This window comes from Polaromonas sp. (assembly GCF_031411155.1).
GTDB lineage: Bacteria > Pseudomonadota > Gammaproteobacteria > Burkholderiales > Burkholderiaceae_C > Polaromonas.
The window spans coordinates 1-18,794 of record NZ_JANOAL010000303.1 but is presented as its reverse complement, the minus strand read 5'-3'; the positions used below and the strand labels follow the sequence as shown (position 1 = coordinate 18,794).

Below are 18,794 nucleotides of genomic sequence, written 5' to 3'. Positions count from 1 at the left end.
CGAGCAAATCCACCCAGACAGAGCAAAGAGAGAGTGACCATGTTTTCCGATCATTTACGAAGAATAGACGTGGTGTCTTTTAAAACCCTGTTCGGTGTGGCGGCGGGTCTGGTTATTGTTTGCCAGCTGATAGCCATGATGCTGGTGGTGGACGGCCAGGTCGCCAGGGCGAACGCGCGGGACGCGCTGCGGGTTTCCGATCAGCGGGCGGTTGTGCAGTGCATGGAAAGCAGCCTGGGGGTGGCGCGGCACAGCTGCATGTTGCAGGTGCAGGCCCTTTCCAGCCCCGCGCAAAAACCCGCTACCGGGCAAGACCCGCAGGCCCTGGCCAGCGCCATGCCCAACGACAACGCGGTCCGGCCGGCCGCGCCCCCGTTCGAGGGTTTCATGCCAGCCTCTTTTGCCACGCGCTAACAGCAGCGTTCCATCTCACGGGCTGATCAGCGCACCGGTTTTGCCGTCAAATTTCACGCTGCGCACCTCCCCATTCTGGCCCGGAAATTGATCAAACATGGCACGCACCAAATAGGACACCACGGCGGGCAGATCGTCGCTGGCGCCTTCGTACAGCGCGCGGGATTCAAACACCGCGCGCGGCTTGCCGGGCGGGCTTTCCTTGGCATCGAACAGGCGCAGCTGCAGGCTGCTGACCTGCAGCATGCGGCTTACCTGGCGATCGCCCACATAGCGCGGGCCAAACGGGTCGGGCGCCCAGAAGCCCGGAAACACCCGGCCTGCCGCATCGCGGTGCGGCGGCACAAACATCCGGTGATCCTGGTATACCGGTTGCAGCCAGCTTTGCGCCTCGCTGCGATGGCTGACGGACACCTCGGCCTGAATGCGCCCCACCTGGCCGGCCGGCGCGCGCCTGAGACCCTGTTTTTCAAGGGCTGCAGCCACTTGGCCCTCGTAAGTGGCCTGCTCCAGTTCGTGGCCGCTGTCGACCGGCGAGCGAAAGCTGAAGGCGGCGCCCGCGGCATCGGCAGGCCACTGGTTAAACCGGGTGACCCGCGTCAGGATGGGGCCGGCGCAGCCGCCCAGCAGCGCTGTCAGCAGCAACACCATGCCCAGCCGGCTCCAGTGCCGGCTCCACCGCCGCAGCGCGAAAAGCGAAGGTTGCCTGAGCGCGGAAATGTCCATAAATCAGGGATACATCGGGGTTCAATTTTGTTCCGCGCAGCCGGGCCCTCTCAAGTAAAGTCGAAGCTTGGGGCGGCGGGCTTTGGGTACATTACACACCCAGCAACCAAGGGGCGATCATGAAATGGGAAGGCAATCGGGAATCCGACAACGTCGAAGACCGGCGCGCTGACGGCGGCGGGTTTGGTGGCGGCGGCATCGGCGGGCTGCTGGGTGGGCGCAGCATCGGCATTGGCACCATCGTTGTGGCCTTGCTGGGAGGCTGGATTTTCGGCATCAACCCGCTGACCCTTTTGAGCATGCTCAGCGGCGGCGGCGCGCCGACGGCCCAGGTGCAGCAGCAAACCCCGGCCCAGCGCCCGCCGGCCGATGACCGCATGGCCAGGTTTGTCGCCACCGTGCTGGCCGACACCGAAGATGTCTGGAAAGAGGTCTTTACCAAGGGCGGCGCCACCTACCAGGAGCCGCGCCTGGTGCTGTTTCGCGGCGCGACGCAAACCGCCTGCGGCCAGGGCCAGGCCGCGATGGGGCCGTTTTACTGCCCCGGCGACCAGAAGGTCTATATCGACCTCGGGTTTTACGAAACCCTGACCAAGCGCCTGGGTGCGCCCGGCGACTTTGCCCAGGCCTACGTGATCGCGCACGAGGTCGGCCACCATGTGCAAAACCTGCTCGGCATCAGCGGCAAGATGGACCAGATGCGCGGCCGCGTCAGCAAGGCCGAGTACAACGCCCTGAGCGTGCGGCTGGAGTTGCAGGCCGACTGCTTCGCCGGCCTGTGGGCCCAGAAGGCGCAGACCTCGCGGCAAATTCTGGAACAGGGCGATGTCGAGGAAGCGATGAACGCGGCCGCCAAAATTGGCGACGACGCCCTGCAGCGCGGCAGCGGCGGCGCGGTGGTGCCCGAGAGCTTTACCCACGGCACCAGTGCCCAGCGCCAGCGCTGGTTTGATACCGGCCTGAAAACCGGCAGCGTCAAGGCCTGCGACACCTTCAGTGCCCGAAATTTATAAGAAATCGGGCTCTAGCCTAGTAAGTACGTGCGAGTTGCGCTATCATATTTATAGCGTTCACGCGGCTTTGCCAGGTTGCCCGGGCGCCGAGGGGGCCCCTGACCTGGCCTTTGCAGGCGCCCAAAACAGCGATTTCGCTCAAAGTGCGACAATAGGAGGCTAAATGACCTCCTCTTTTTCCAATCTTTCGCTGGCAGAACCGCTGGCCCGCGCCGTAGCCGAAATGGGCTACGAAACCATGACACCCATCCAGGAGCAGGCCATTCCGGTCGTGCTGCAGGGCAAAGACGTGATGGGCGCCGCGCAAACCGGCACCGGCAAAACCGCTGCTTTTTCGCTGCCGCTGCTGCAGCGCATGCTGAAGCACGAAAACGCCTCGACCTCACCGGCGCGGCATCCGGTGCGGGCGCTGGTGCTGCTGCCGACGCGCGAACTGGCCGTGCAGGTGGCCCAGCAGGTCGAGTTGTATGCCAAGTACACCAACCTGCGCAGCACCGTGGTGTTTGGCGGCATGGACATGAAGCCGCAAACCGCCGAGCTGAAAAAAGGCGTTGAAGTGCTGGTGGCCACGCCGGGCCGGCTGCTGGACCACATCGAAGCCAAGAACGCGGTGCTGAACCAGGTTGAATATGTGGTACTGGACGAAGCCGACCGCATGCTGGACATCGGCTTCCTGCCCGATCTGCAGCGCATCCTGAGCTACCTGCCCAAGCAGCGCATCACACTGCTGTTTTCGGCGACTTTCTCGCCCGAGATCAAGCGCTTGGCCTCCAGTTACCTGCAAGACCCGGTGACGATCGAGGTGGCGCGCTCCAACGCCACGGCATCGACGGTCGAGCAGCATTTTTACAGCGTGAGCGCCGACGACAAGCGCCGCGCGCTGCACCAGATCCTGAAAACCCGCGGCATGAAGCAGGCCTTTGTGTTCGTCAACAGCAAGCTCGGCTGCGCGCGCCTGGCGCGCTCACTCGAGCGCGAGGGCCTGAAAACCACCGCGCTGCACGGCGACAAAAGCCAGGACGAGCGCTTGAAGGCCCTGGAAGCCTTCAAAAAGGGCGAGGTCGATTTGCTGGTGTGCACCGACGTGGCGGCCCGCGGTCTCGACATCAAGGACGTGCCGGCGGTGTTCAACTTTGACGTGCCGTTCAACGCCGAAGACTATGTGCACCGCATTGGCCGCACCGGCCGCGCCGGGGCCTCGGGCCTGGCGGTGAGCTTTGTCGCCAGCAGCGACCAGCGCCTGGTGGCCGACATTGAAAAGCTGATCAAGACCAAAATCGAGATCGAGCCGATCGAGTTTGACGAAGACCAGCCGCGTATCAGCCAGCAGGGCCGCATCAACGACGGCCACCGCATGTACCGCGAGGCAGAAGCGGGCGCCGGGCGCGATGGCAATGGCGCAGCGCCGCGTGAGCGGCAGGACCGGGGTGGCGAGCGCCGTGAGCGCCGCGAACACACGCCCTATCGCCAGCCCGCCGCGCCGCGCGATCCGTTTTTTGACCAGCCCTACGAGGCCGCAACGGCTTCCGATGCGCAGCCGGGCTGGGAAGCGGCCGCCAAGGCCAATCCGGCGCGCAGCGGTGTATCTGCCAACATCAAGCCCAAGAAAAAAGTCGCCGCGCTGTTCAAAATCGGCGAATAAGCAGCCTGTCGACGGCTTGCCAGGGCATGACAACTTCATGCTGCTTGGGCATCAAAAATCAGTCAACTAAACTCGACCGTGTTCAAAACACTTGAGAGTAAAAATGTGCATTGTCTGTAACCCCGGCCTGTTCAGTTTTTTAAAACAGGGCGCAAGCTCTCGCAGGGAGTTTTTCAAGGTTGGCGGTGCGTTGGGGTCCGCTGCGCTGTTGCCGCAAAGTGTTTTTGCGGCGGGTGACGTTGCCGATACGATCTTTATCAATGCAGCCGTTGTCACCATGAATCCGGCGCAGCCTGAGGCCCAGGCGATTGCGGTTCGGGCCGGGCGCATCGTTGCGGTTGGCACTACAAACGACATCACAAAACTCAAAGGCAGCGCTACTCAGGTGGTTGACCTGGCAGGCAAGACTTTGTTGCCTGGTTTTGTTGACCCGCACATGCACTACACCTTCGCATTTTTGGACAGCTGGCTTGACTTGGGGCCGTTTGCCAACCGTTCGATGACCGACGTCAAAAGCAAGCTGGTCGCAGGCATTGCCGCAGCCAAACCCGGTGAGTGGGTGATGGGGCAGCTTTTTGACCCCACCATCACGCCGGGTGAGATGGCGGTCTCCATCAAGGCGCTGGACGAACTGTCTGCGACGCTGCCGATTTTCATCCTTGAAGCCAATGGTCATATTGCCCATGCCAACACTGCTGCATTCAAGGCGGCAGGCGTTACCAAAGACACCCCCAGCCCAGCCCATGGGCGATATGTTCAGGATGCGCAGGGCAATCTGACGGGTGATATCCAGGAAACCGCTGCTATCAGCGCGTTTGCCAAAGCTGCGCCGCACATATCAGGCGCGCAGTACGTGGCGAATGTGGGCAAACTCTTCGCCCTGGCTGCTTCAAAAGGCTGCACCACACTGCATGACTGCGGCATCGGCAGCATCGACCCCGAGGGCGACCTGGGCGTGCTGCGCGCCGCCATGGCGCAAAACCCGCCCATTCGCATGTCCGCTTATCTGGTGTCAACGGCCATGGAAACATGGAAAAAAATGGGCCTGAAGCCCGACAACAGCAGCGAGCATTTACGCATCAATGGCGTCAAGGCGTGGGTTGACGGGACCAACCAGGGCGGCTCGGGTTTTCAGCGTGAACCCTATCTGATACCTGCCTGGAAGACCGGTATGCCCAACTACAGCCAGACTGACCTCAATGCGGTGGTGCGGGCTGCGCACGACGCCGGTTGGCAGGTGGGTATTCATGCCAACGGCGACGCAGGCATTGATATGGCATTGAATGCGTATGCTGCGGCACAAACGCAAAACCCAAAACGCGATATGCGGCACCGCATCGAGCATTCCACGGTGTGTCATCCGCAGCAGCTTGAGCAAATGAAAAAGCTGGGTGTGTCGCCCAGCTTTTTAATCGGCCATGTGTACTACTACGGCGCTGTGTTTCGTGACCGTATTTTCGGCGCTCAAAGAGCCAACCTGATTGACCCTTGCCGGACAGCACTTGAAAAAGGCTTGAGAATTTCGCTGCACTCAGACTACAACTGCCAGCCGATAGAGCCGCTTCGCTACATTCACAACGCCGTGACCCGCAACATTCGCAACACAAACCAGCAACTCAATCCGGCTGAAACCATCACGGTCATGCAAGCCATCCGGGCTGTCACGCTGGATGCAGCCTGGCAATGCCAGATGGATGACATCGTGGGTTCCATCGAAAACGGCAAATGCGCTGACTTTGTCATCCTGGACAAAGACCCCCGGCAAGTCCCGCCCATGGAGATTTTGAACATCACGGTAAGTGCCACCTGGATGAACGGTATCAGGCGCTATGCTGCCTAGCTTCTTGCTTGCCGTGCTGCGTGAATCCTGCCAAGCCAGCACCTAGCGCTTGACCTCGCCAAACGAGTTGATCACGTTGACATCTACAAACAGACTGCCGGTATGGCTGTCGGGTTTGTAGGTCACGAAATAGCCCCCCAGGTCAAAGTCACGCAGCGTCTCCAGGCTTTTAACCAGTGAAGCTGGTGTCGGATTAGCCCCTGCACGCTTGAGGCCTTCAACCATGACTTTGGCCTCGATAAAGGCCTCCAGACCGTAAAAACTGGGCGTACCTCGTCCCAGTTCCGTCAGTGCCTGCACATATTCAGACACAACCTTGATACGCACGCCGTTTGGAATAGGCACCACCTGCGTGATGGCCAGGCCATTGGCTTTTTCACCCAGCTGTTTGGTGATGGTGGAGGTGTCTACCGGGGAGAAGGTGTAAAGCGCGCCGCGAAAGCTTGTTTTTTTGACTTCCATCAAAACGGGAAGGGCGGCTTGCGACAGCATGGTCATGAAAATGGCTTGCGGCTCATCCGTGTTGGCCAGACGGGCTGACTCGGCTGCGTCAGTACCTGTCGGGTCAACCTTGAATGTTTTGGCATTGATGCCTGCATCTTTCAACGCAACAAGCAGGGTGTTTTTGACGCTTTCACCAAAAGGGTTGGTGGTGTAGATCACACTGACTTTGGTGATGTTCACTGTCTTGACGTGATTGACCAGCTTGCGGGCTTCGTCTGCGTAGCTGGCCCTGACGGGAAAGGCGTAACGGTTCAGCGGTGTGCGCAGCGCGTCAGTACCTGATGTCAGCCCAATCGCAGGCACCTTCAGTTCCAGCAGCACGGGCAGGGCGGCGGCGACTGTGGGCACACCAAACAAGCCTAAAAATGCAGTAGGGTTGCGGTCGATGCTTATTTTCTTTAAATTTTCAACCGTCGTGGCAGGTGTGTAAACGTCGTCGAGTGTGATCAGCTCAATTTTTTTGCCACCCACGCCGCCTGCGGCGTTGACCTTGTTGATGTAGGCATCACCGCCATCACGCTTGGCTTCCCCATAACTTTTAAGAGGCCCGCTGAGCGCCAGTGAACGGCCGACAACAATCGTGTCTGCCGCGTGGGCGGTAAATGCAGTTGACTGCAAAACAGCCAACAGGCATACGGTAAAAAAGTAACGGAATCTCGGGCTGGCGATGAATATGAACATGAAGCATCCTGTGTGTATTAGTTTTGACCCGCTGATTCCTGCAGTCGGTTTTCACTCGTTTTCGGAAATATCAGGGTTATCGCCTGAATTGGTGCGGGTTGTGACTCACTCCAGGAGACCCAAAGCATGTAGTATTTTTTCAGGTGTCACGGGCTGCGACCAGACCTGCGCATGCAATGGCCTGAGCGCATCGTTAATGGCGTTGACAACGGCGCCCGGTGCGCCAGCCGTGCCTGCTTCACCCGCGCCTTTGGCCCCCAGCATGGAACTGCGGGTGGGCGTCTCAATATGGGCAATGGTGATGTCTGGCATTTCCCCGGCCATCGGCACCAGGTAGTCGGCCATGCTGCCGTTTTGCAAAAGACCAGCCGCGTCGTACAGGCATTCTTCAAACAGCGCGCCGCCTATGCCCTGAACAATCGCGCCGCGTATCTGCTCGTCTACCAGCATGGGGTTGATGACGCGTCCACAGTCTTCAACCGCCCAGTGTTTGAGCAGCTTGACAAAACCAGTCTCGCTGTCCACTTCAACATACGACGCTTGCACGCCATTGGTAAAAATAAACGGGTAGTCGCGTTGTGCGTAGTGGCGCGTCACCATCAGCTCGGGTGTAAAGCCCGCCGGCAGGGTGTCTGGCCTGAAGTAAGCCACGCGGCCCAGCTCGGCAAACGGTAGCAGCGCCTCGTCAGTTGCTGCATCAACCACTACACCCTTTTTGAGCGCCAGGGTGCTTGTATCGCGTTTGAGAATAGCGCCTGCTACTTTCAAGATATTTGTGCGCAGCGCCAGGCCTGCCTGCAACACGGCCTCACCACCAATGCCTGCGCCGCGTGACGCCCAGGTACCGCCGCCGTAGGGCGTGGTTTGGGTGTCACCCGTGACGATGCGCACCTGGCTCATTGGCAGGCCCACCGCATCAGCGGTGATCTGCGAAAAAATCGCTTCAGTGCCCTGGCCTTGTTCGCCTACGCTGACCATCACCGTCACCGCACCGCTGGGCTCCAGCCGGGCAGTCGCGCCGTCTTGCGCTGAAATGCGTGCACCGCCCACACCGTAAAACGCTGCGCCGGGGTTGGTCAGCTCAATCAGCGTGGCAAAGCCGATGCCCCTGTAGATGCCCTTGGCGCGCAGCGCAGCTTGCTCGGCCAGCAGGGCCGGGTAGTCCATCAGTGTTTCCATTTTCCTCAAACAGGCCTCGTGCGACAGCACTTCCAGCTTGATCCCCGATGCGCCTGTGGCTGGGTAGCCGTCGTCTGGCATGACGTTGCGTTTGCGTAGTTCCAGCGGGTCCATCCCCAGCTTTGCGGCAACCAGATCAACCAGGCCTTCTGTTACGGCACAAGCCACCGGGTGCCCCACACCCCGGTATTGGCAGGTGGGTGTTTTGTTTAAAAACACGACATTGAGTTTGGCCCGGTAGGCTTTGTGTTTGTAGGGGCCACCGGTCAGGTTGACCACCTGGTTGCCTTCAATGCCACTGGTACGCGGGAACATCGAATACGGGCCAATGCCCGTGGTGTCGTCAATCTCAAAAGCCAGTATCTCGCCTTGTGCTGTTGCGGCAATGCGGCCTTTGATGTGGTGTTCGCGTGCATGAATGTCGCTGGTAAATGATTCCAGCCTGTCCGCTACAAACTTGACCGGGCGCTTTAACAAAATGGAGATGGCTACTGTCGCAAAGTCGTCCGGGTAAGCATGCACCTTGATGCCAAACGAGCCGCCCACGTCCTTGCAAATCACACGCACCGAGCTTTCAGGCAAATCAAACTGGCGGGCGTACAGGTCTTGCATCATGTGCGGTGCCTGCTGCGAGTGGTACACCGTCAGTTGGCCTGATGCCGGGTTGTAGTCGGCAATCTGGCAGCGAGTTTCCAGCGTCACGCCGGTGTGGCGACCAAAGTCGAAGGTGGCCTCGGCTATCACGTCAGCGCGCGCAAAGGCTTCGTCTACACCGCCTGTGTCCAGGCTGCGGGTAAAGCACAGGTTGTCGCCTAGCTCGGGGTGAATGATGGGCGTGTCCGGATGCAGCGCCGTTTTCATGTCAACGGCGGCGGGTAAATCTTCCCACGTCACTTGCACGTATTGCAAGGCATCTTCTGCTTCTGCGCGCGTCTTGGCCACCACAGCCACAACGGGCTCGCCTTGCCAGCAGGCGCGGTCTAGTGCCATGGGGTATTGCGGTGCAGACTTGATGCCCGCCAAATGACTCAGCGTGGCTACCCAGGGCTTGCAGATGCTGGCCAGGTCTTTGCCGTCATACACCGCCAGCACGCCGGGCATCATGCGTGCAAAGTCGCGCTCGATGCTGGTGATGCGGCAATGCGCCACGGGCGAGCGCCAGAACACCACATGCGCCATGCGCGGCAGTTCAAGGTCGTCAACATACTGGCCACGGCCTTGAGCCAGGCGCTCGATGTTGGGTCTGGGAATAGCTTGGCCGATGTGACTGGCATCTTGAAGCGGTGCGGCCAGAGGTGCGGCTACCGGGGTTGGCCGGGCTTCAGCGTCAACATGCTTGAGAAAATAGCTTTCAGGTGCGTTCATGGTTGGGCTCCTTGGGCGGCTTTGATGCGCTCCGCCAGCACATCACAAATGGCATCCACAATCGCCTGGTAGCCTGTACAGCGGCAGTAGTTGCCTGAAATCCATTCACGTACTTCTTCACGGTTGGCGAGTGGCCGTTGCTCAACCAGTTCATGCGCTGCCAACAACATGCCTGACGTGCAAAACCCGCATTGCAGCGCATTGCGCTTGATGAACGCTGCTTGCAATTGAGCCAAAGCACCGCTACCCGTCAGGCCTTCAACAGTGTTGACGCTGCGGCCATCCGCTTGTACGGCCAGCACCAGGCAGCCCCGAACTATTTGCCCATCCAGTTGCACCGTGCATGCGCCACACACGCCATGCTCGCAGCCCAGGTGGGAACCCTTGAGTTCAGCGCCATCGCGCAAAAAATCAACCAGATGGGTGCGCGCTTGCACCTCGCGCTCCATGCTCTGCCCATTGAGCATGATGCGGATGGTTTGGGTTTGCGGTAAATCCATAGTGGTTTGCATCACGCGGGTTCTTTCTGCGCTGATGGGTTAAGGGGGGTGTTTGGCGTGTTGGCTGGTGTGTCGATGGATGGCATCCAGCCTGACAAGGCGCGCTTGAGCAGCACACCTGCCAGTTGACGTTTGGCCGCTTCGCTGTGGGTCAAGTCAGGGATGGGGGCAAGCTCACTGCGCAGCATGTCAACGGCTTGTGTGATGGTCTGTACGCTCAGACTCTGACCTTCCAGCACCTGCTCAGCCCTGAATGAACGCATCGGCGTGCTGCCGACACCAATCCACGCCAGCCGCACATCTGACAATATGCTGTCGGTCAGACTGGCAGTGGCTGCCAGCCCCACCACAGCGTAGTCGCCATGGCGGCGTGCCAGCTCACTGAAAGATATTTTTTGATTCGCTTGAGCCACGGGTATGTCACACGCGACGATGACTTCGTCCGGTGCCAGTTCGGTGGTGTACAGCCCGGTAAAAAAATCATCGGCTGCAATGCGCCGCTCCCCGCGCAAGCTGCGCACCACAATCACACCGTTCAAAGCCAGCAGGCAGGCAGGCCACTCTGCAGCCGGATCACCGTAGGCAATAGAACCGCCAAAGGTGCCCAGGTTGCGTATGGCACGGTGTGCAATGTGTGGCGCTGCCGCAGTCAGCAGCGGCGCGTACTGGGCAACCAGGCTGGAGGTTTCGATCTCGGTATGCGTGACCATCGCTCCAATACGCAGGTTTCGTCCTTCAAGGCTTAAACCCTTGAGCTCGCTCACGGCTTGCATGTCAATCAGCAGAGCAGGCTCCGACAGGCGCATGTTCAGCGTGGCCAGCAGGGTTTGACCACCGGCCAGCAGCCGCGCTTCATCGCCATGCGTCTCCAGCAAAGCAAGGACTTCATGGAGTTGCTGAGGTCTCAAGTAGGAAAAAGCAGGCGCTTTCATAAAAAGGGTCTTTGCAATGTGTTTTGAAAAAATCGATCAACGCAACCAGTGGGCACCCATCCAGACACCGATGCTGGTGGCTACGACGCCTGCAAAAAACCAGACCAAGCGTGCAGTTTCACTGCCCATGGAGGGCTCCTGAAATGGCTGCGAGACCTGGATCTGGCGGCCAGATATCGAATTCGCTGGCGTCGTCGTTGGCACGGTTTCTGGTGCGCCGTGATCGCCCGTCAGGACGGTTCTCAGATTTACAAAAAACTTGTCGGCCAACTGCTTGGACGATGCGTCTATCAAGCGCCCGCCAATCTGGCCCAGCTTGCCAGCCACGGTAGCCTGCGCGGTGTAATCAAGCTGCGTTGCGTCACCACTCGGTGTGAGGGTAATGACGGAACTGCCTTTTGCAAAACCCGCACTGCCGCCAGAACCCTCGAAATTCAGTGTGTAGCCCTGCATTGGGCGGATATCAGTCATCTTGACCTTGCCCGCAAATCTGGCACGTACCGGGCCCATACGCAGTAGCACACGGGCATGCATTTCTTCAGGCGATATCTGCGCCACTTCCTCGCAGCCTGGAATGCACTGCCGCAAAATTTCCGGGTTGTTAAGTGCTTGCCATACTTGCTGGGGGGTGGCGGGAATCGTCACGCTGCCTTGGAGTTCCATGTCACATGCCTTGAATGGTTGGTGCCTAAAACGGACTATTTGCTTGCTCTTTTGAGGTCGGGTTTTTCCGGATGTCGAATTATTGACCAAGCGTTAAATTAGTGTCACTACTATTGACCAACTGTTCAATGCCATCCATCCGGAAAAACCCTGAAACATCCCGTGCAGTAAAAACTGATGCGGACAGCACCCGCAGGCGGCTGACTCCTGCCGATCGGGAGCGTCAGATCGTTGCGGGCGCAGTGTCTTTCTTTTCAGAGCACGGGCTGAACGGTCAATTGCGTGACTTGGCCAGGCAACTGGGCATTACCCATACGCTGCTTTATCACTACTTTCCAACCAAGCAGGCCTTGATTGAGCGGGTCTATGCGGAAATGTTTGAAGGCCGCTGGAAGCCCGAATGGGAAACGCTGCTGGACGACAAAGCGCTGGATGTCGAAACCAAATTGACGCGCTTTTACAGCGACTACGCCAAGGTCATTCTTCAGTCCGACTGGGTGCGGATTTTTGTTTTTTCGGGTCTGAGCGACCGTTACATCACTGACCGCTATTTTTCACTCCTCAGGGAGAAGCTGTTCCCGCGTCTGGTGCGTGAGACGCGCAAGTACCGCGGTTTGGTCAGCAGAAGCAAGCCGACTGGGCGTGAACTTGAGCTGTTGCTGGGCCTGCATGGCAATATTTTTTACATGGGTATCCGGCGCTGGATTTACGGCCAGGCGGTGCACGATGTGCAAAGCGTGGTGATGGATGATGATGTCGAGCATTACATCCATGACAAAGTGCTGGCTTACCTGCTTTCGGTTGGCCCGGTGCTGGATCGCAAGCCCACAAAAATGAAAGTTTGAGCATGGCACTGTCACTGAACCATTACTCGATTCGCACCACTGATCTGAATGCTACCTGCGCGTTTTATACGCAGGTGCTGGGTTTGTCATCCGGGCCCAGGCCCGATTTTCCCTTTCCAGGCATCTGGATGTACAACGGCAGCCATGACAACGTTGCCAATGCGGTTGTACACATCATCGGTATTGATAAAAACGACCCCGAAGGCTTGAAAAAGTATTTGGGTGACAGGGACGAGTCATCACTGCATGGCACGGGCGCGGTCGATCACATTGCCTTTTTTGCCACCGGACTTGCCGACATGCTCAAGCATCTTGCATCCATCGGCATTCCTTGTCGTGAACGCACCACCCCATCAATTGGTCTGCACCAGCTGTTTCTTGATGACCCTTGCGGGCTGGTGGTGGAACTCAATTACCCGGCAGCTGAAAAAGCAGCGCTGGACGCTGTGGTGCCCAAGGACTAAAAGCAATGGCACGTATCGTGGTCATTGGCGGCTCGTTGGGTGGTCTTTTGGTTGCCAACATGCTTTGGCGTGCTGGCCATGATGTTCACGTGCTTGAAAAAGCCAGCGCATCGCTCGATGGCCGTGGCGCAGGCATCGTGACACACAAGCCGTTGATGGCGGCCCTTGTGCGTTGCGGTTTGGCCGTTGATGCATCCCTTGGTGAAACGTTGGGTGTAGGGGTCAAGGAACGGGTAGTTTTAGGCAAAGATGGCGCAGTGATTGCCCAGGCTGACATGGCCCAGATACTCACGTCCTGGAGTCGCTTGTACGCGTTGCTTTACTCGGCCTTTGAATCGGCTTTGGACTCTGCCCGCTATCTGCAAGGTGCTGCTGTGTCGCACGTCAGTCAAAGCAACGCTGGTGTTACGGTGCAATTGGATGATGGCCGTGTGTTTGAGGCTGACCTGGCCATTGCGTCAGACGGCATTCGCTCAGTTGTTCGCGCCCAATACATGCCCGAAGTCCAGGCTCAATACGCTGGTTACGTGGCGTGGCGTGGCGTGTGTGACGAGTCAGTGCTGTCGCAGCGCACCCTTGGCAGTGTGTTTGACACCTTTGGGTTTGGCCTGCCGCCAGGCGAGCAACTGATTGGCTACCCTGTCGCTGGTGCAGGCAATGCGATTGCGCGCGGTCAGCGGCGTTACAACTACGTCTGGTACCGGCCTGCCAGCGAAGCGGTGCTCAAAGACTTGATGACCGATGCCGACGGCCATTACTTCCCGCATGGCATATCGCCCAACAAAGTGGCCTGGCAGCACGTGGCCAAAGCCCGACAGGCCGCGCGCGAATTGCTGGCCCCACAGTTTGCCGAGATGCTGGAAAAAACAGCGCAGCCGTTTTTGCAGCCCATTTATGACTGCGCTAGTCCCCAAATAGCTTTTGGTCGCGTTGCATTGATGGGGGACGCTGCCTTTGTAGCGCGCCCGCACGTGGGCATGGGTGTTACCAAGGCCGCTGAAGATGCCTGTGCCCTGACTGACTGCATTGCAACGCATGGTGCTACGCCTGCTGCACTGCAAGCATTCGAGCAAAAACGCCTGACGCCTTGTATGGCCGTTGTCGAGCGCGCCCGCATGCTTGGCGCGTACATGCAGGCAGGCAACCAGACCCTGGCGCGTGATGCACGTACCGTGATGCTGCAAACCGCTATTGATTTGTCTGGGGAACACCAGACAAAGCGTGCAGAGTCCGCAGAGTTTTCAGTGTGATTTTTTTGAGATTTATTCATACAAACAGGAGACAACCATGACGAAATTGACAACTACTTTTAATGCCAGCCGCCGCTCTATCATTGTGGGCGGTGCCGCTGTGGCCGTAGCGCCAGCCCTGCTAAACGTAGCGCGTGCGCAAAACAAAACTATCAAAATTGGCTTTCCCGTACCACTCACAGGTGCTTTTTCTGCCGAAGCACAAGACCAGGTGCGCGCTGCTGAAATCGCCATCAAGGAGTTCAACGATTCAGGTGGCTTCAACGGCATGAAAGCCGAGCTGCTGGTGCGTGATGACAAGCTCAACCCAGGCGAGGCGGCCACCCGCACGCTGGAGCTGATTGAAAAAGACAAGGTGAACTTTGTGGTGGGTTCCTTGTCGGCTGCCACGCAGTTGTCCATCAACGCTGTGTGCCGCGACCGCAAGATTATTTTCAATTCCATCAGCCAGTCTGATGCGATCAACGAGGCCAAGGACTGGAGCCTGTACACCTTTCACGAGGCGCTGAATCCACATTTGACAGCGGGCGCTGTGGCACGCTATGCCTTCCCGAAATTCGGTAAAAAAATTGTGTACCTGACGGCTGACTACGCCTACGGCCATGAGATGGTGCGCGGCTTTCAGCGCGCTGGACAGGCGCTCGGTGCGCAAACGCTGGCTGACATTCGGCATCCGCTGGGCGCGGCTGACTACTCGGCCTTCCTGCCACGCATTCAGTCTTTAAAGCCCGACGTGCTGGTGCTGTGCAACTTTGGCCGCGACCTGGTGAATGCGGCCAAGCAGGTCACAGACTTTGGCCTGAAAGCCAACACCAAAGTGATTGCGCCCGTGCTGCTGTACACGGCCCGCCAGGCGGGTGGTGCAGACGCGTTTGAAGGCATTTTGGGCGGCACGTCGTACTACTGGGGCATGGAAGACAAGATCCCCGCTGCCAAAGCATTTAACGACAAGTTCCGCAAGGCCTATAGCGGCTCTGTGCCATCGGACTACGGCGCGCTGGGTTATGCCGGTGTGCGCAGTGTGCTGCAGGCAGTGCGCGATGCCAAGTCAGTCGACTCAATCAAGGTCAGCATTGCGCTGCGCCAGTTGCGCTACAACTGGTACAAGGGCGAGCAGTTCTACCGCAAGTGTGACCACCAGTCGATTCAATCGGTGGTGATTGTCGAGTCCAAGTCCAAAAACATGAAAGACAAATACGACGTCTTCAATGTCTTGTCAGTCGAGGCGCCAGATGAGAAAAACCTGCGTACCTGCGACGAGATGGGGCACAAGATCAGCACCTGATCGCGCCAGCCGATTCACTACACATCAACAATAATCTGCATGGCCGATATCACTCTGGAATTGTTTGCGCTACAGCTCATGACAGGCATTGCGCTGGGGGCTGTGTATGCACTCCTGGCCATTGGCCTGTCATTGATTTTTGGCATGCTGACTGTGGTTAATTTTGCGCATGGCGCGTTCTTCATGGTGGGCGCCTTCTTTGGTGTCTATGCCATGGGTTTGACGGGCAGCTTCTGGTTCAGTCTGGTGCTGGTTCCCATTGCCACTGGCGCGCTTGGCTTGCTGTGTGAGCGATTTTTGGTGCGTCCACTGTATGGGCGCGGCATTGACTACCCTCTGCTGCTCACGTTTGGCTTGTCGTATGTGCTGATTGAAGCGATGCGGATTATTTTCGGTATTGAGGGCTTGCCAACGTCAACACCAGCCGAGTTGAAGGGCTCCGTCAACCTGGGCTTTGGGCATTTCCCGCTGTACAGGTTGTTTTTGATTGCGGCTACCGCCGTCATCGTGCTGGGTTTGTGGCTGTTCATTGAAAAAACACGTTACGGGCTGATTATTCGTGCGGGCTCACGTGACCCGGAGATCGTCAAGGTGCTGGGTATCGACATTTCCAAAGTCTGGCTGCTGGTATTTGGAATTGGTACTGCCATTGCCGGGCTGTCGGGTTTGCTGGCAGCACCAACCCGCGCTGTTAATCCTGAAATGGGTATCCCAATTCTGGCTGAATCATTTGTGGTGACGGTGGTGGGCGGCATGGGCTCACTGCCGGGCGCGGTGATCGCTGGCTTGCTGGTGGGCATTGTGTTTGCCATGACGTCGCTGTTCGCGCCTGAATATGCAGAAATGTCCATCTTTGTGCTGATGGCGGTGGTTCTGCTGATCCGGCCGCAAGGCTTTTTCGGCAAAGCCGGTTTGATGAGCTGAGCATGAATACTTTTATCAATAACGCGATCGAGCGCATTCGCCAACATCGCATGGCCGCATCGCTGCTTTTTCTGCTTGTGTTTCCTTTTTTGATGCCCTATGAGACGCTGGCCATCAATATTCTGATTTTTGGCTTGTATGCCGTGGGCTTTAATTTGCTGTTTGGCTACACCGGCATGCTGTCATTTGGTCATGCCGCATTTTTGGGTGTGGGCAGCTATTTGGCAGGCATTGTGGTGGTGCATGCGGGCTGGCCTTGGTGGGCAGCCATTGGCGTGGGCGTGATTTCTTCTTGTTTTGCAGGTTTGGTCATTGGTTTCCTGGCCATCCGTACGCGGGGCATTTACTTTTCAATGGTCACGCTGGCGCTGGCGCAAATTGTGTATTACGGTTTTTACAAGGCCGAACGCTGGACGGGCGGTGAAAACGGTTTGCGCGGTGTGCGGGTAGAGGCCATTACTTTGCCTGGTATCAGCATTGATTTTTTGAACCCACTCAATAAATACTATGTCATTTTGGTGTTTGTGGCACTCGCTTTGTGGTTTGTGTCGCGGCTGCTTGATTCACCGTTCGGCGCAGTGATAGAGGCGATTCGTGAAAACGAAAAACGCGCCGCCGCTTGCGGTTACGACGTGGCGCGCAGCAAGCTGCTGGTGTTTGTCTTGTCTGCGGGTATTTGCGGCTTGGCGGGTGCGCTGCGGGCCCTGCATTTGTCTATCGTGCCCATTGATTCGCTGCACTACCTGCAATCAGGCCAGGCCGTCATGATGTGCCTGCTGGGCGGCATGGGTACATTCCTGGGGCCGTTTATCGGCGCGGCAGTGTTTTTGTATCTTGAAGATGTGGTCACCAATGTCACCCGTTACTGGATGGGTGTGGTGGGTATTATTTTCATGATTTTTGTTTTGTTTTTCCCCAAAGGTGTGTGGGGTACGGCGTTGGACTGGGTGGCGCGCTGGCAACGCAAGTCGAAGTCTGGTCAGAACGATAAAAAGGCTGAGTCATGAGCAAGACACCCATCCTTCGGGTCACTGCGGTATCGCGTTACTTCGGTAAATTTCAGGCGCTGCACAACATCACCACCAGCTTTCAGGCGGGGGAATTAACGGCCATCATTGGGCCAAACGGCGCGGGTAAAAGCACGTTCTTCAACGTCATCAGCGGCGGTATTGCGCCCAGCAACGGCACTGTAGAGTTTGAAGGACGTGACATCTCCCACATGGCCCAGCACGACTACGCACGCGCAGGTATTGCCAAAAGCTTTCAGATCACCAACGTCTTCAAGCACCTGAGCGCGCATGAAAATGTGCGTGTTGCGCTGCAAATGCAAACCTCGCGCTATCAAATCTTGCGCGCACGCGGTGCCTATGCCGAGCTCGGCGACCAGGCAGATGCACTGCTTGCCCGAGTTGGCTTGACAAGTAGCCGGAGCAAGCTGGCAGGTGACTTGGCCCACGGCCAGCAACGCTCGCTTGAAGTGGCCATGGCGCTGGCGTGCGAGCCCAAGTTGCTGCTGATGGACGAGCCCACGGCGGGTATGTCGCCCCAAGAAACCGTGGTGATGATGGATTTGATCACTCAGCTGTCAAGCGAGCGCACCATCATTTTGGTTGAGCACAAAATGAAGCTGGTGATGGGCTTGTGCAAGCGGCTGCTGGTGCTGCACCACGGTGAGTTACTGGCCGAAGGCAGTCCTGACGACATCCGCAGCAATGCAGAAGTCAAACGTGTCTATCTGGGACAGAATTAAAAAGGCGAGAGATCAGCATGCTCAAGGTAGAACAACTCAACGCCTGGTACGACCACAGCCACGTGGTGCAGGGCTTGAATTTTGAAGTCAGGCAGGGCGAAATTGTCACGCTGATGGGTCGTAACGGCGCTGGCAAAACCACCACGCTGCGCACGCTGATGGGCTTGGTCAGCAAGCATGGCGGCAAAGCGATTTTTGATGGTCAAGACCTGATGCCGCTTGCAACCCACGAACGTTTTCACTTGGGCCTGGCCTATGTCCCTGAAGACAGGCGCATCGTGCCGAGTTTGACAGTGCTTGAAAATCTGCAACTCGGCTTGACCGCCAGTAAAAATCGCGGCGATATGCAAGCCATGATCGACGAGATTGCACAAACCTTTCCCCGACTCAAAGAACGCTTGCATCAAGACGGTACATCGATGTCTGGCGGTGAGCAGCAAATGCTGGCGATTGCGCGCGCCATGATGGCGCGGCCCCGCATGATTCTGCTTGATGAGCCGTCTGAAGGCATCATGCCTATTTTGGTAGACGAGATGTTTGAGCTGTTCGCCAGCATGCGGCAAAAGGGCATCACGATTTTGCTGGTGGAGCAAAACGTGGAAAGGGCGCTAAAGATTTCAGACCGCGCCTATATTGTTGATCAGGGCCAGATTGTTCATCATGGCAATGCCGCCGATCTGCTGGCTAATACCGAGATTCAAGAAAAATACTGCGCGGTATAGATGACGCGTTGTTCAAACTTGGCTATCCAGGTTTTCGTCAGCGCTGGCTGACACGTGCCTTGGCCACCGTCTGGTGGTGTCTTGCGCCGCATGTC

The 18,794-nt window shown here is 57.8% G+C and carries 18 protein-coding genes; 12 read left to right on the top strand and 6 right to left on the bottom strand.

Annotated features, from left to right (window positions below; translation table 11 throughout):
- Positions 1 to 39 precede the first annotated feature (39 nt).
- Complete coding sequence (locus RMO23_RS17855) at positions 40 to 414, top strand: hypothetical protein (RefSeq protein WP_309684170.1); 375 nt, start codon at positions 40 to 42, stop codon at positions 412 to 414.
- Between the two features lie 15 nt (positions 415 to 429).
- Here RMO23_RS17855 and RMO23_RS17850 read toward each other — a convergent pair whose 3' ends face one another.
- Positions 430 to 1,140 carry a DUF4136 domain-containing protein gene (locus RMO23_RS17850; protein ID WP_309684169.1) on the bottom strand — a complete coding sequence of 237 codons (711 nt, stop codon included), beginning with the start codon at positions 1,138 to 1,140 and terminating at the stop codon, positions 430 to 432.
- A gap of 119 nt (positions 1,141 to 1,259) precedes the next feature.
- On the opposite strand from RMO23_RS17850, the gene RMO23_RS17845 reads away from it, so the two are divergent.
- The 3 genes from RMO23_RS17845 to RMO23_RS17835 all read left to right on the top strand — a co-directional run bounded on the left by RMO23_RS17845 (position 1,260) and on the right by RMO23_RS17835 (position 5,635).
- Complete coding sequence (locus RMO23_RS17845; RefSeq protein ID WP_309684167.1) at positions 1,260 to 2,153, top strand: neutral zinc metallopeptidase; 894 nt, start codon at positions 1,260 to 1,262, stop codon at positions 2,151 to 2,153.
- A gap of 163 nt (positions 2,154 to 2,316) precedes the next feature.
- On the top strand, positions 2,317 to 3,795 hold the full coding sequence (locus tag RMO23_RS17840; protein WP_309684166.1) for a DEAD/DEAH box helicase: 1,479 nt from the start codon (positions 2,317 to 2,319) through the stop codon (positions 3,793 to 3,795).
- 103 nt (positions 3,796 to 3,898) lie between these two features.
- Positions 3,899 to 5,635: an amidohydrolase gene (locus tag RMO23_RS17835; RefSeq protein ID WP_309684164.1), complete on the top strand. Its 1,737-nt coding sequence runs from the start codon at positions 3,899 to 3,901 to the stop codon at positions 5,633 to 5,635.
- Positions 5,636 to 5,677: 42 nt separating this feature from the next.
- Here the strand turns inward: RMO23_RS17835 and RMO23_RS17830 are convergent, their stop codons facing one another.
- The 5 genes from RMO23_RS17830 to RMO23_RS17810 all read right to left on the bottom strand — a co-directional run bounded on the left by RMO23_RS17830 (position 5,678) and on the right by RMO23_RS17810 (position 11,459).
- A complete protein-coding gene (locus RMO23_RS17830) occupies positions 5,678 to 6,820 on the bottom strand; it encodes an ABC transporter substrate-binding protein (RefSeq protein WP_309684163.1) in 1,143 nt (380 codons plus the stop codon).
- A gap of 105 nt (positions 6,821 to 6,925) precedes the next feature.
- On the bottom strand, positions 6,926 to 9,364 hold the full coding sequence (locus tag RMO23_RS17825; RefSeq protein ID WP_309684162.1) for a xanthine dehydrogenase family protein molybdopterin-binding subunit: 2,439 nt from the start codon (positions 9,362 to 9,364) through the stop codon (positions 6,926 to 6,928).
- Positions 9,361 to 9,876: a 2Fe-2S iron-sulfur cluster-binding protein gene (locus tag RMO23_RS17820; protein ID WP_309684161.1), complete on the bottom strand. Its 516-nt coding sequence runs from the start codon at positions 9,874 to 9,876 to the stop codon at positions 9,361 to 9,363. The genes RMO23_RS17825 and RMO23_RS17820 overlap by 4 nt, the downstream gene beginning before the upstream one ends.
- Complete coding sequence (locus RMO23_RS17815; protein WP_309684160.1) at positions 9,876 to 10,796, bottom strand: xanthine dehydrogenase family protein subunit M; 921 nt, start codon at positions 10,794 to 10,796, stop codon at positions 9,876 to 9,878. Before RMO23_RS17815 ends, RMO23_RS17820 begins: the two co-directional genes overlap by 1 nt.
- A 36-nt stretch (positions 10,797 to 10,832) precedes the next feature.
- Positions 10,833 to 11,459 carry a carbon monoxide dehydrogenase subunit G gene (locus RMO23_RS17810; RefSeq protein ID WP_309684159.1) on the bottom strand — a complete coding sequence of 209 codons (627 nt, stop codon included), beginning with the start codon at positions 11,457 to 11,459 and terminating at the stop codon, positions 10,833 to 10,835.
- A gap of 128 nt (positions 11,460 to 11,587) precedes the next feature.
- On the opposite strand from RMO23_RS17810, the gene RMO23_RS17805 reads away from it, so the two are divergent.
- From RMO23_RS17805 to RMO23_RS17770, 8 genes are read left to right on the top strand one after another with little or no spacing between them, the layout of a single operon-like run.
- A complete protein-coding gene (locus RMO23_RS17805; RefSeq protein WP_309684158.1) occupies positions 11,588 to 12,304 on the top strand; it encodes a TetR/AcrR family transcriptional regulator in 717 nt (238 codons plus the stop codon).
- Positions 12,305 to 12,306: 2 nt separating this feature from the next.
- Positions 12,307 to 12,768: a VOC family protein gene (locus RMO23_RS17800; RefSeq protein ID WP_309684157.1), complete on the top strand. Its 462-nt coding sequence runs from the start codon at positions 12,307 to 12,309 to the stop codon at positions 12,766 to 12,768.
- Between the two features lie 5 nt (positions 12,769 to 12,773).
- Positions 12,774 to 14,018, top strand: coding sequence for an FAD-dependent monooxygenase (locus RMO23_RS17795; protein WP_309684156.1), 1,245 nt, complete (start codon positions 12,774 to 12,776; stop codon positions 14,016 to 14,018).
- A gap of 37 nt (positions 14,019 to 14,055) precedes the next feature.
- Positions 14,056 to 15,303 carry an ABC transporter substrate-binding protein gene (locus RMO23_RS17790; protein ID WP_405041632.1) on the top strand — a complete coding sequence of 416 codons (1,248 nt, stop codon included), beginning with the start codon at positions 14,056 to 14,058 and terminating at the stop codon, positions 15,301 to 15,303.
- Positions 15,304 to 15,342: 39 nt separating this feature from the next.
- Positions 15,343 to 16,227, top strand: coding sequence for a branched-chain amino acid ABC transporter permease (locus RMO23_RS17785; protein ID WP_309684154.1), 885 nt, complete (start codon positions 15,343 to 15,345; stop codon positions 16,225 to 16,227).
- A gap of 2 nt (positions 16,228 to 16,229) precedes the next feature.
- Complete coding sequence (locus RMO23_RS17780; RefSeq protein WP_309684152.1) at positions 16,230 to 17,234, top strand: branched-chain amino acid ABC transporter permease; 1,005 nt, start codon at positions 16,230 to 16,232, stop codon at positions 17,232 to 17,234.
- Positions 17,231 to 17,977 (top strand): ABC transporter ATP-binding protein, encoded by a 747-nt coding sequence (locus tag RMO23_RS17775; protein WP_309684150.1) that lies wholly within the window; start codon positions 17,231 to 17,233, stop codon positions 17,975 to 17,977. The genes RMO23_RS17780 and RMO23_RS17775 overlap by 4 nt, the downstream gene beginning before the upstream one ends.
- Before the next feature lie 17 nt (positions 17,978 to 17,994).
- Entirely contained in the window at positions 17,995 to 18,699 is a 705-nt protein-coding gene (locus tag RMO23_RS17770; RefSeq protein WP_309684148.1) for an ABC transporter ATP-binding protein, read from the top strand.
- Positions 18,700 to 18,794 lie beyond the last annotated feature (95 nt).

Excerpts from the sequence above, each read along its gene's own strand:
- RMO23_RS17840 (WP_309684166.1), top strand. The coding sequence starts at position 2,317 with ATGACCTCCTCTTTTTCCAATCTTTCGCTGGCAGAACCGCTGGCCCGC.
- RMO23_RS17830 (WP_309684163.1), bottom strand. The coding sequence starts at position 6,820 with ATGTTCATATTCATCGCCAGCCCGAGATTCCGTTACTTTTTTACCGTA.
- RMO23_RS17795 (WP_309684156.1), top strand. The coding sequence starts at position 12,774 with ATGGCACGTATCGTGGTCATTGGCGGCTCGTTGGGTGGTCTTTTGGTT.
- RMO23_RS17805 (WP_309684158.1), top strand. The coding sequence starts at position 11,588 with ATGCCATCCATCCGGAAAAACCCTGAAACATCCCGTGCAGTAAAAACT.
- RMO23_RS17850 (WP_309684169.1), bottom strand. The coding sequence starts at position 1,140 with ATGGACATTTCCGCGCTCAGGCAACCTTCGCTTTTCGCGCTGCGGCGG.
- RMO23_RS17845 (WP_309684167.1), top strand. The coding sequence starts at position 1,260 with ATGAAATGGGAAGGCAATCGGGAATCCGACAACGTCGAAGACCGGCGC.
- RMO23_RS17835 (WP_309684164.1), top strand. The coding sequence starts at position 3,899 with ATGTGCATTGTCTGTAACCCCGGCCTGTTCAGTTTTTTAAAACAGGGC.
- RMO23_RS17800 (WP_309684157.1), top strand. The coding sequence starts at position 12,307 with ATGGCACTGTCACTGAACCATTACTCGATTCGCACCACTGATCTGAAT.
- RMO23_RS17855 (WP_309684170.1), top strand. The coding sequence starts at position 40 with ATGTTTTCCGATCATTTACGAAGAATAGACGTGGTGTCTTTTAAAACC.
- RMO23_RS17820 (WP_309684161.1), bottom strand. The coding sequence starts at position 9,876 with ATGCAAACCACTATGGATTTACCGCAAACCCAAACCATCCGCATCATG.
- RMO23_RS17780 (WP_309684152.1), top strand. The coding sequence starts at position 16,230 with ATGAATACTTTTATCAATAACGCGATCGAGCGCATTCGCCAACATCGC.
- RMO23_RS17775 (WP_309684150.1), top strand. The coding sequence starts at position 17,231 with ATGAGCAAGACACCCATCCTTCGGGTCACTGCGGTATCGCGTTACTTC.
- RMO23_RS17770 (WP_309684148.1), top strand. The coding sequence starts at position 17,995 with ATGCTCAAGGTAGAACAACTCAACGCCTGGTACGACCACAGCCACGTG.
- RMO23_RS17815 (WP_309684160.1), bottom strand. The coding sequence starts at position 10,796 with ATGAAAGCGCCTGCTTTTTCCTACTTGAGACCTCAGCAACTCCATGAA.
- RMO23_RS17810 (WP_309684159.1), bottom strand. The coding sequence starts at position 11,459 with ATGGAACTCCAAGGCAGCGTGACGATTCCCGCCACCCCCCAGCAAGTA.
- RMO23_RS17790 (WP_405041632.1), top strand. The coding sequence starts at position 14,056 with ATGACGAAATTGACAACTACTTTTAATGCCAGCCGCCGCTCTATCATT.
- RMO23_RS17785 (WP_309684154.1), top strand. The coding sequence starts at position 15,343 with ATGGCCGATATCACTCTGGAATTGTTTGCGCTACAGCTCATGACAGGC.
- RMO23_RS17825 (WP_309684162.1), bottom strand. The coding sequence starts at position 9,364 with ATGAACGCACCTGAAAGCTATTTTCTCAAGCATGTTGACGCTGAAGCC.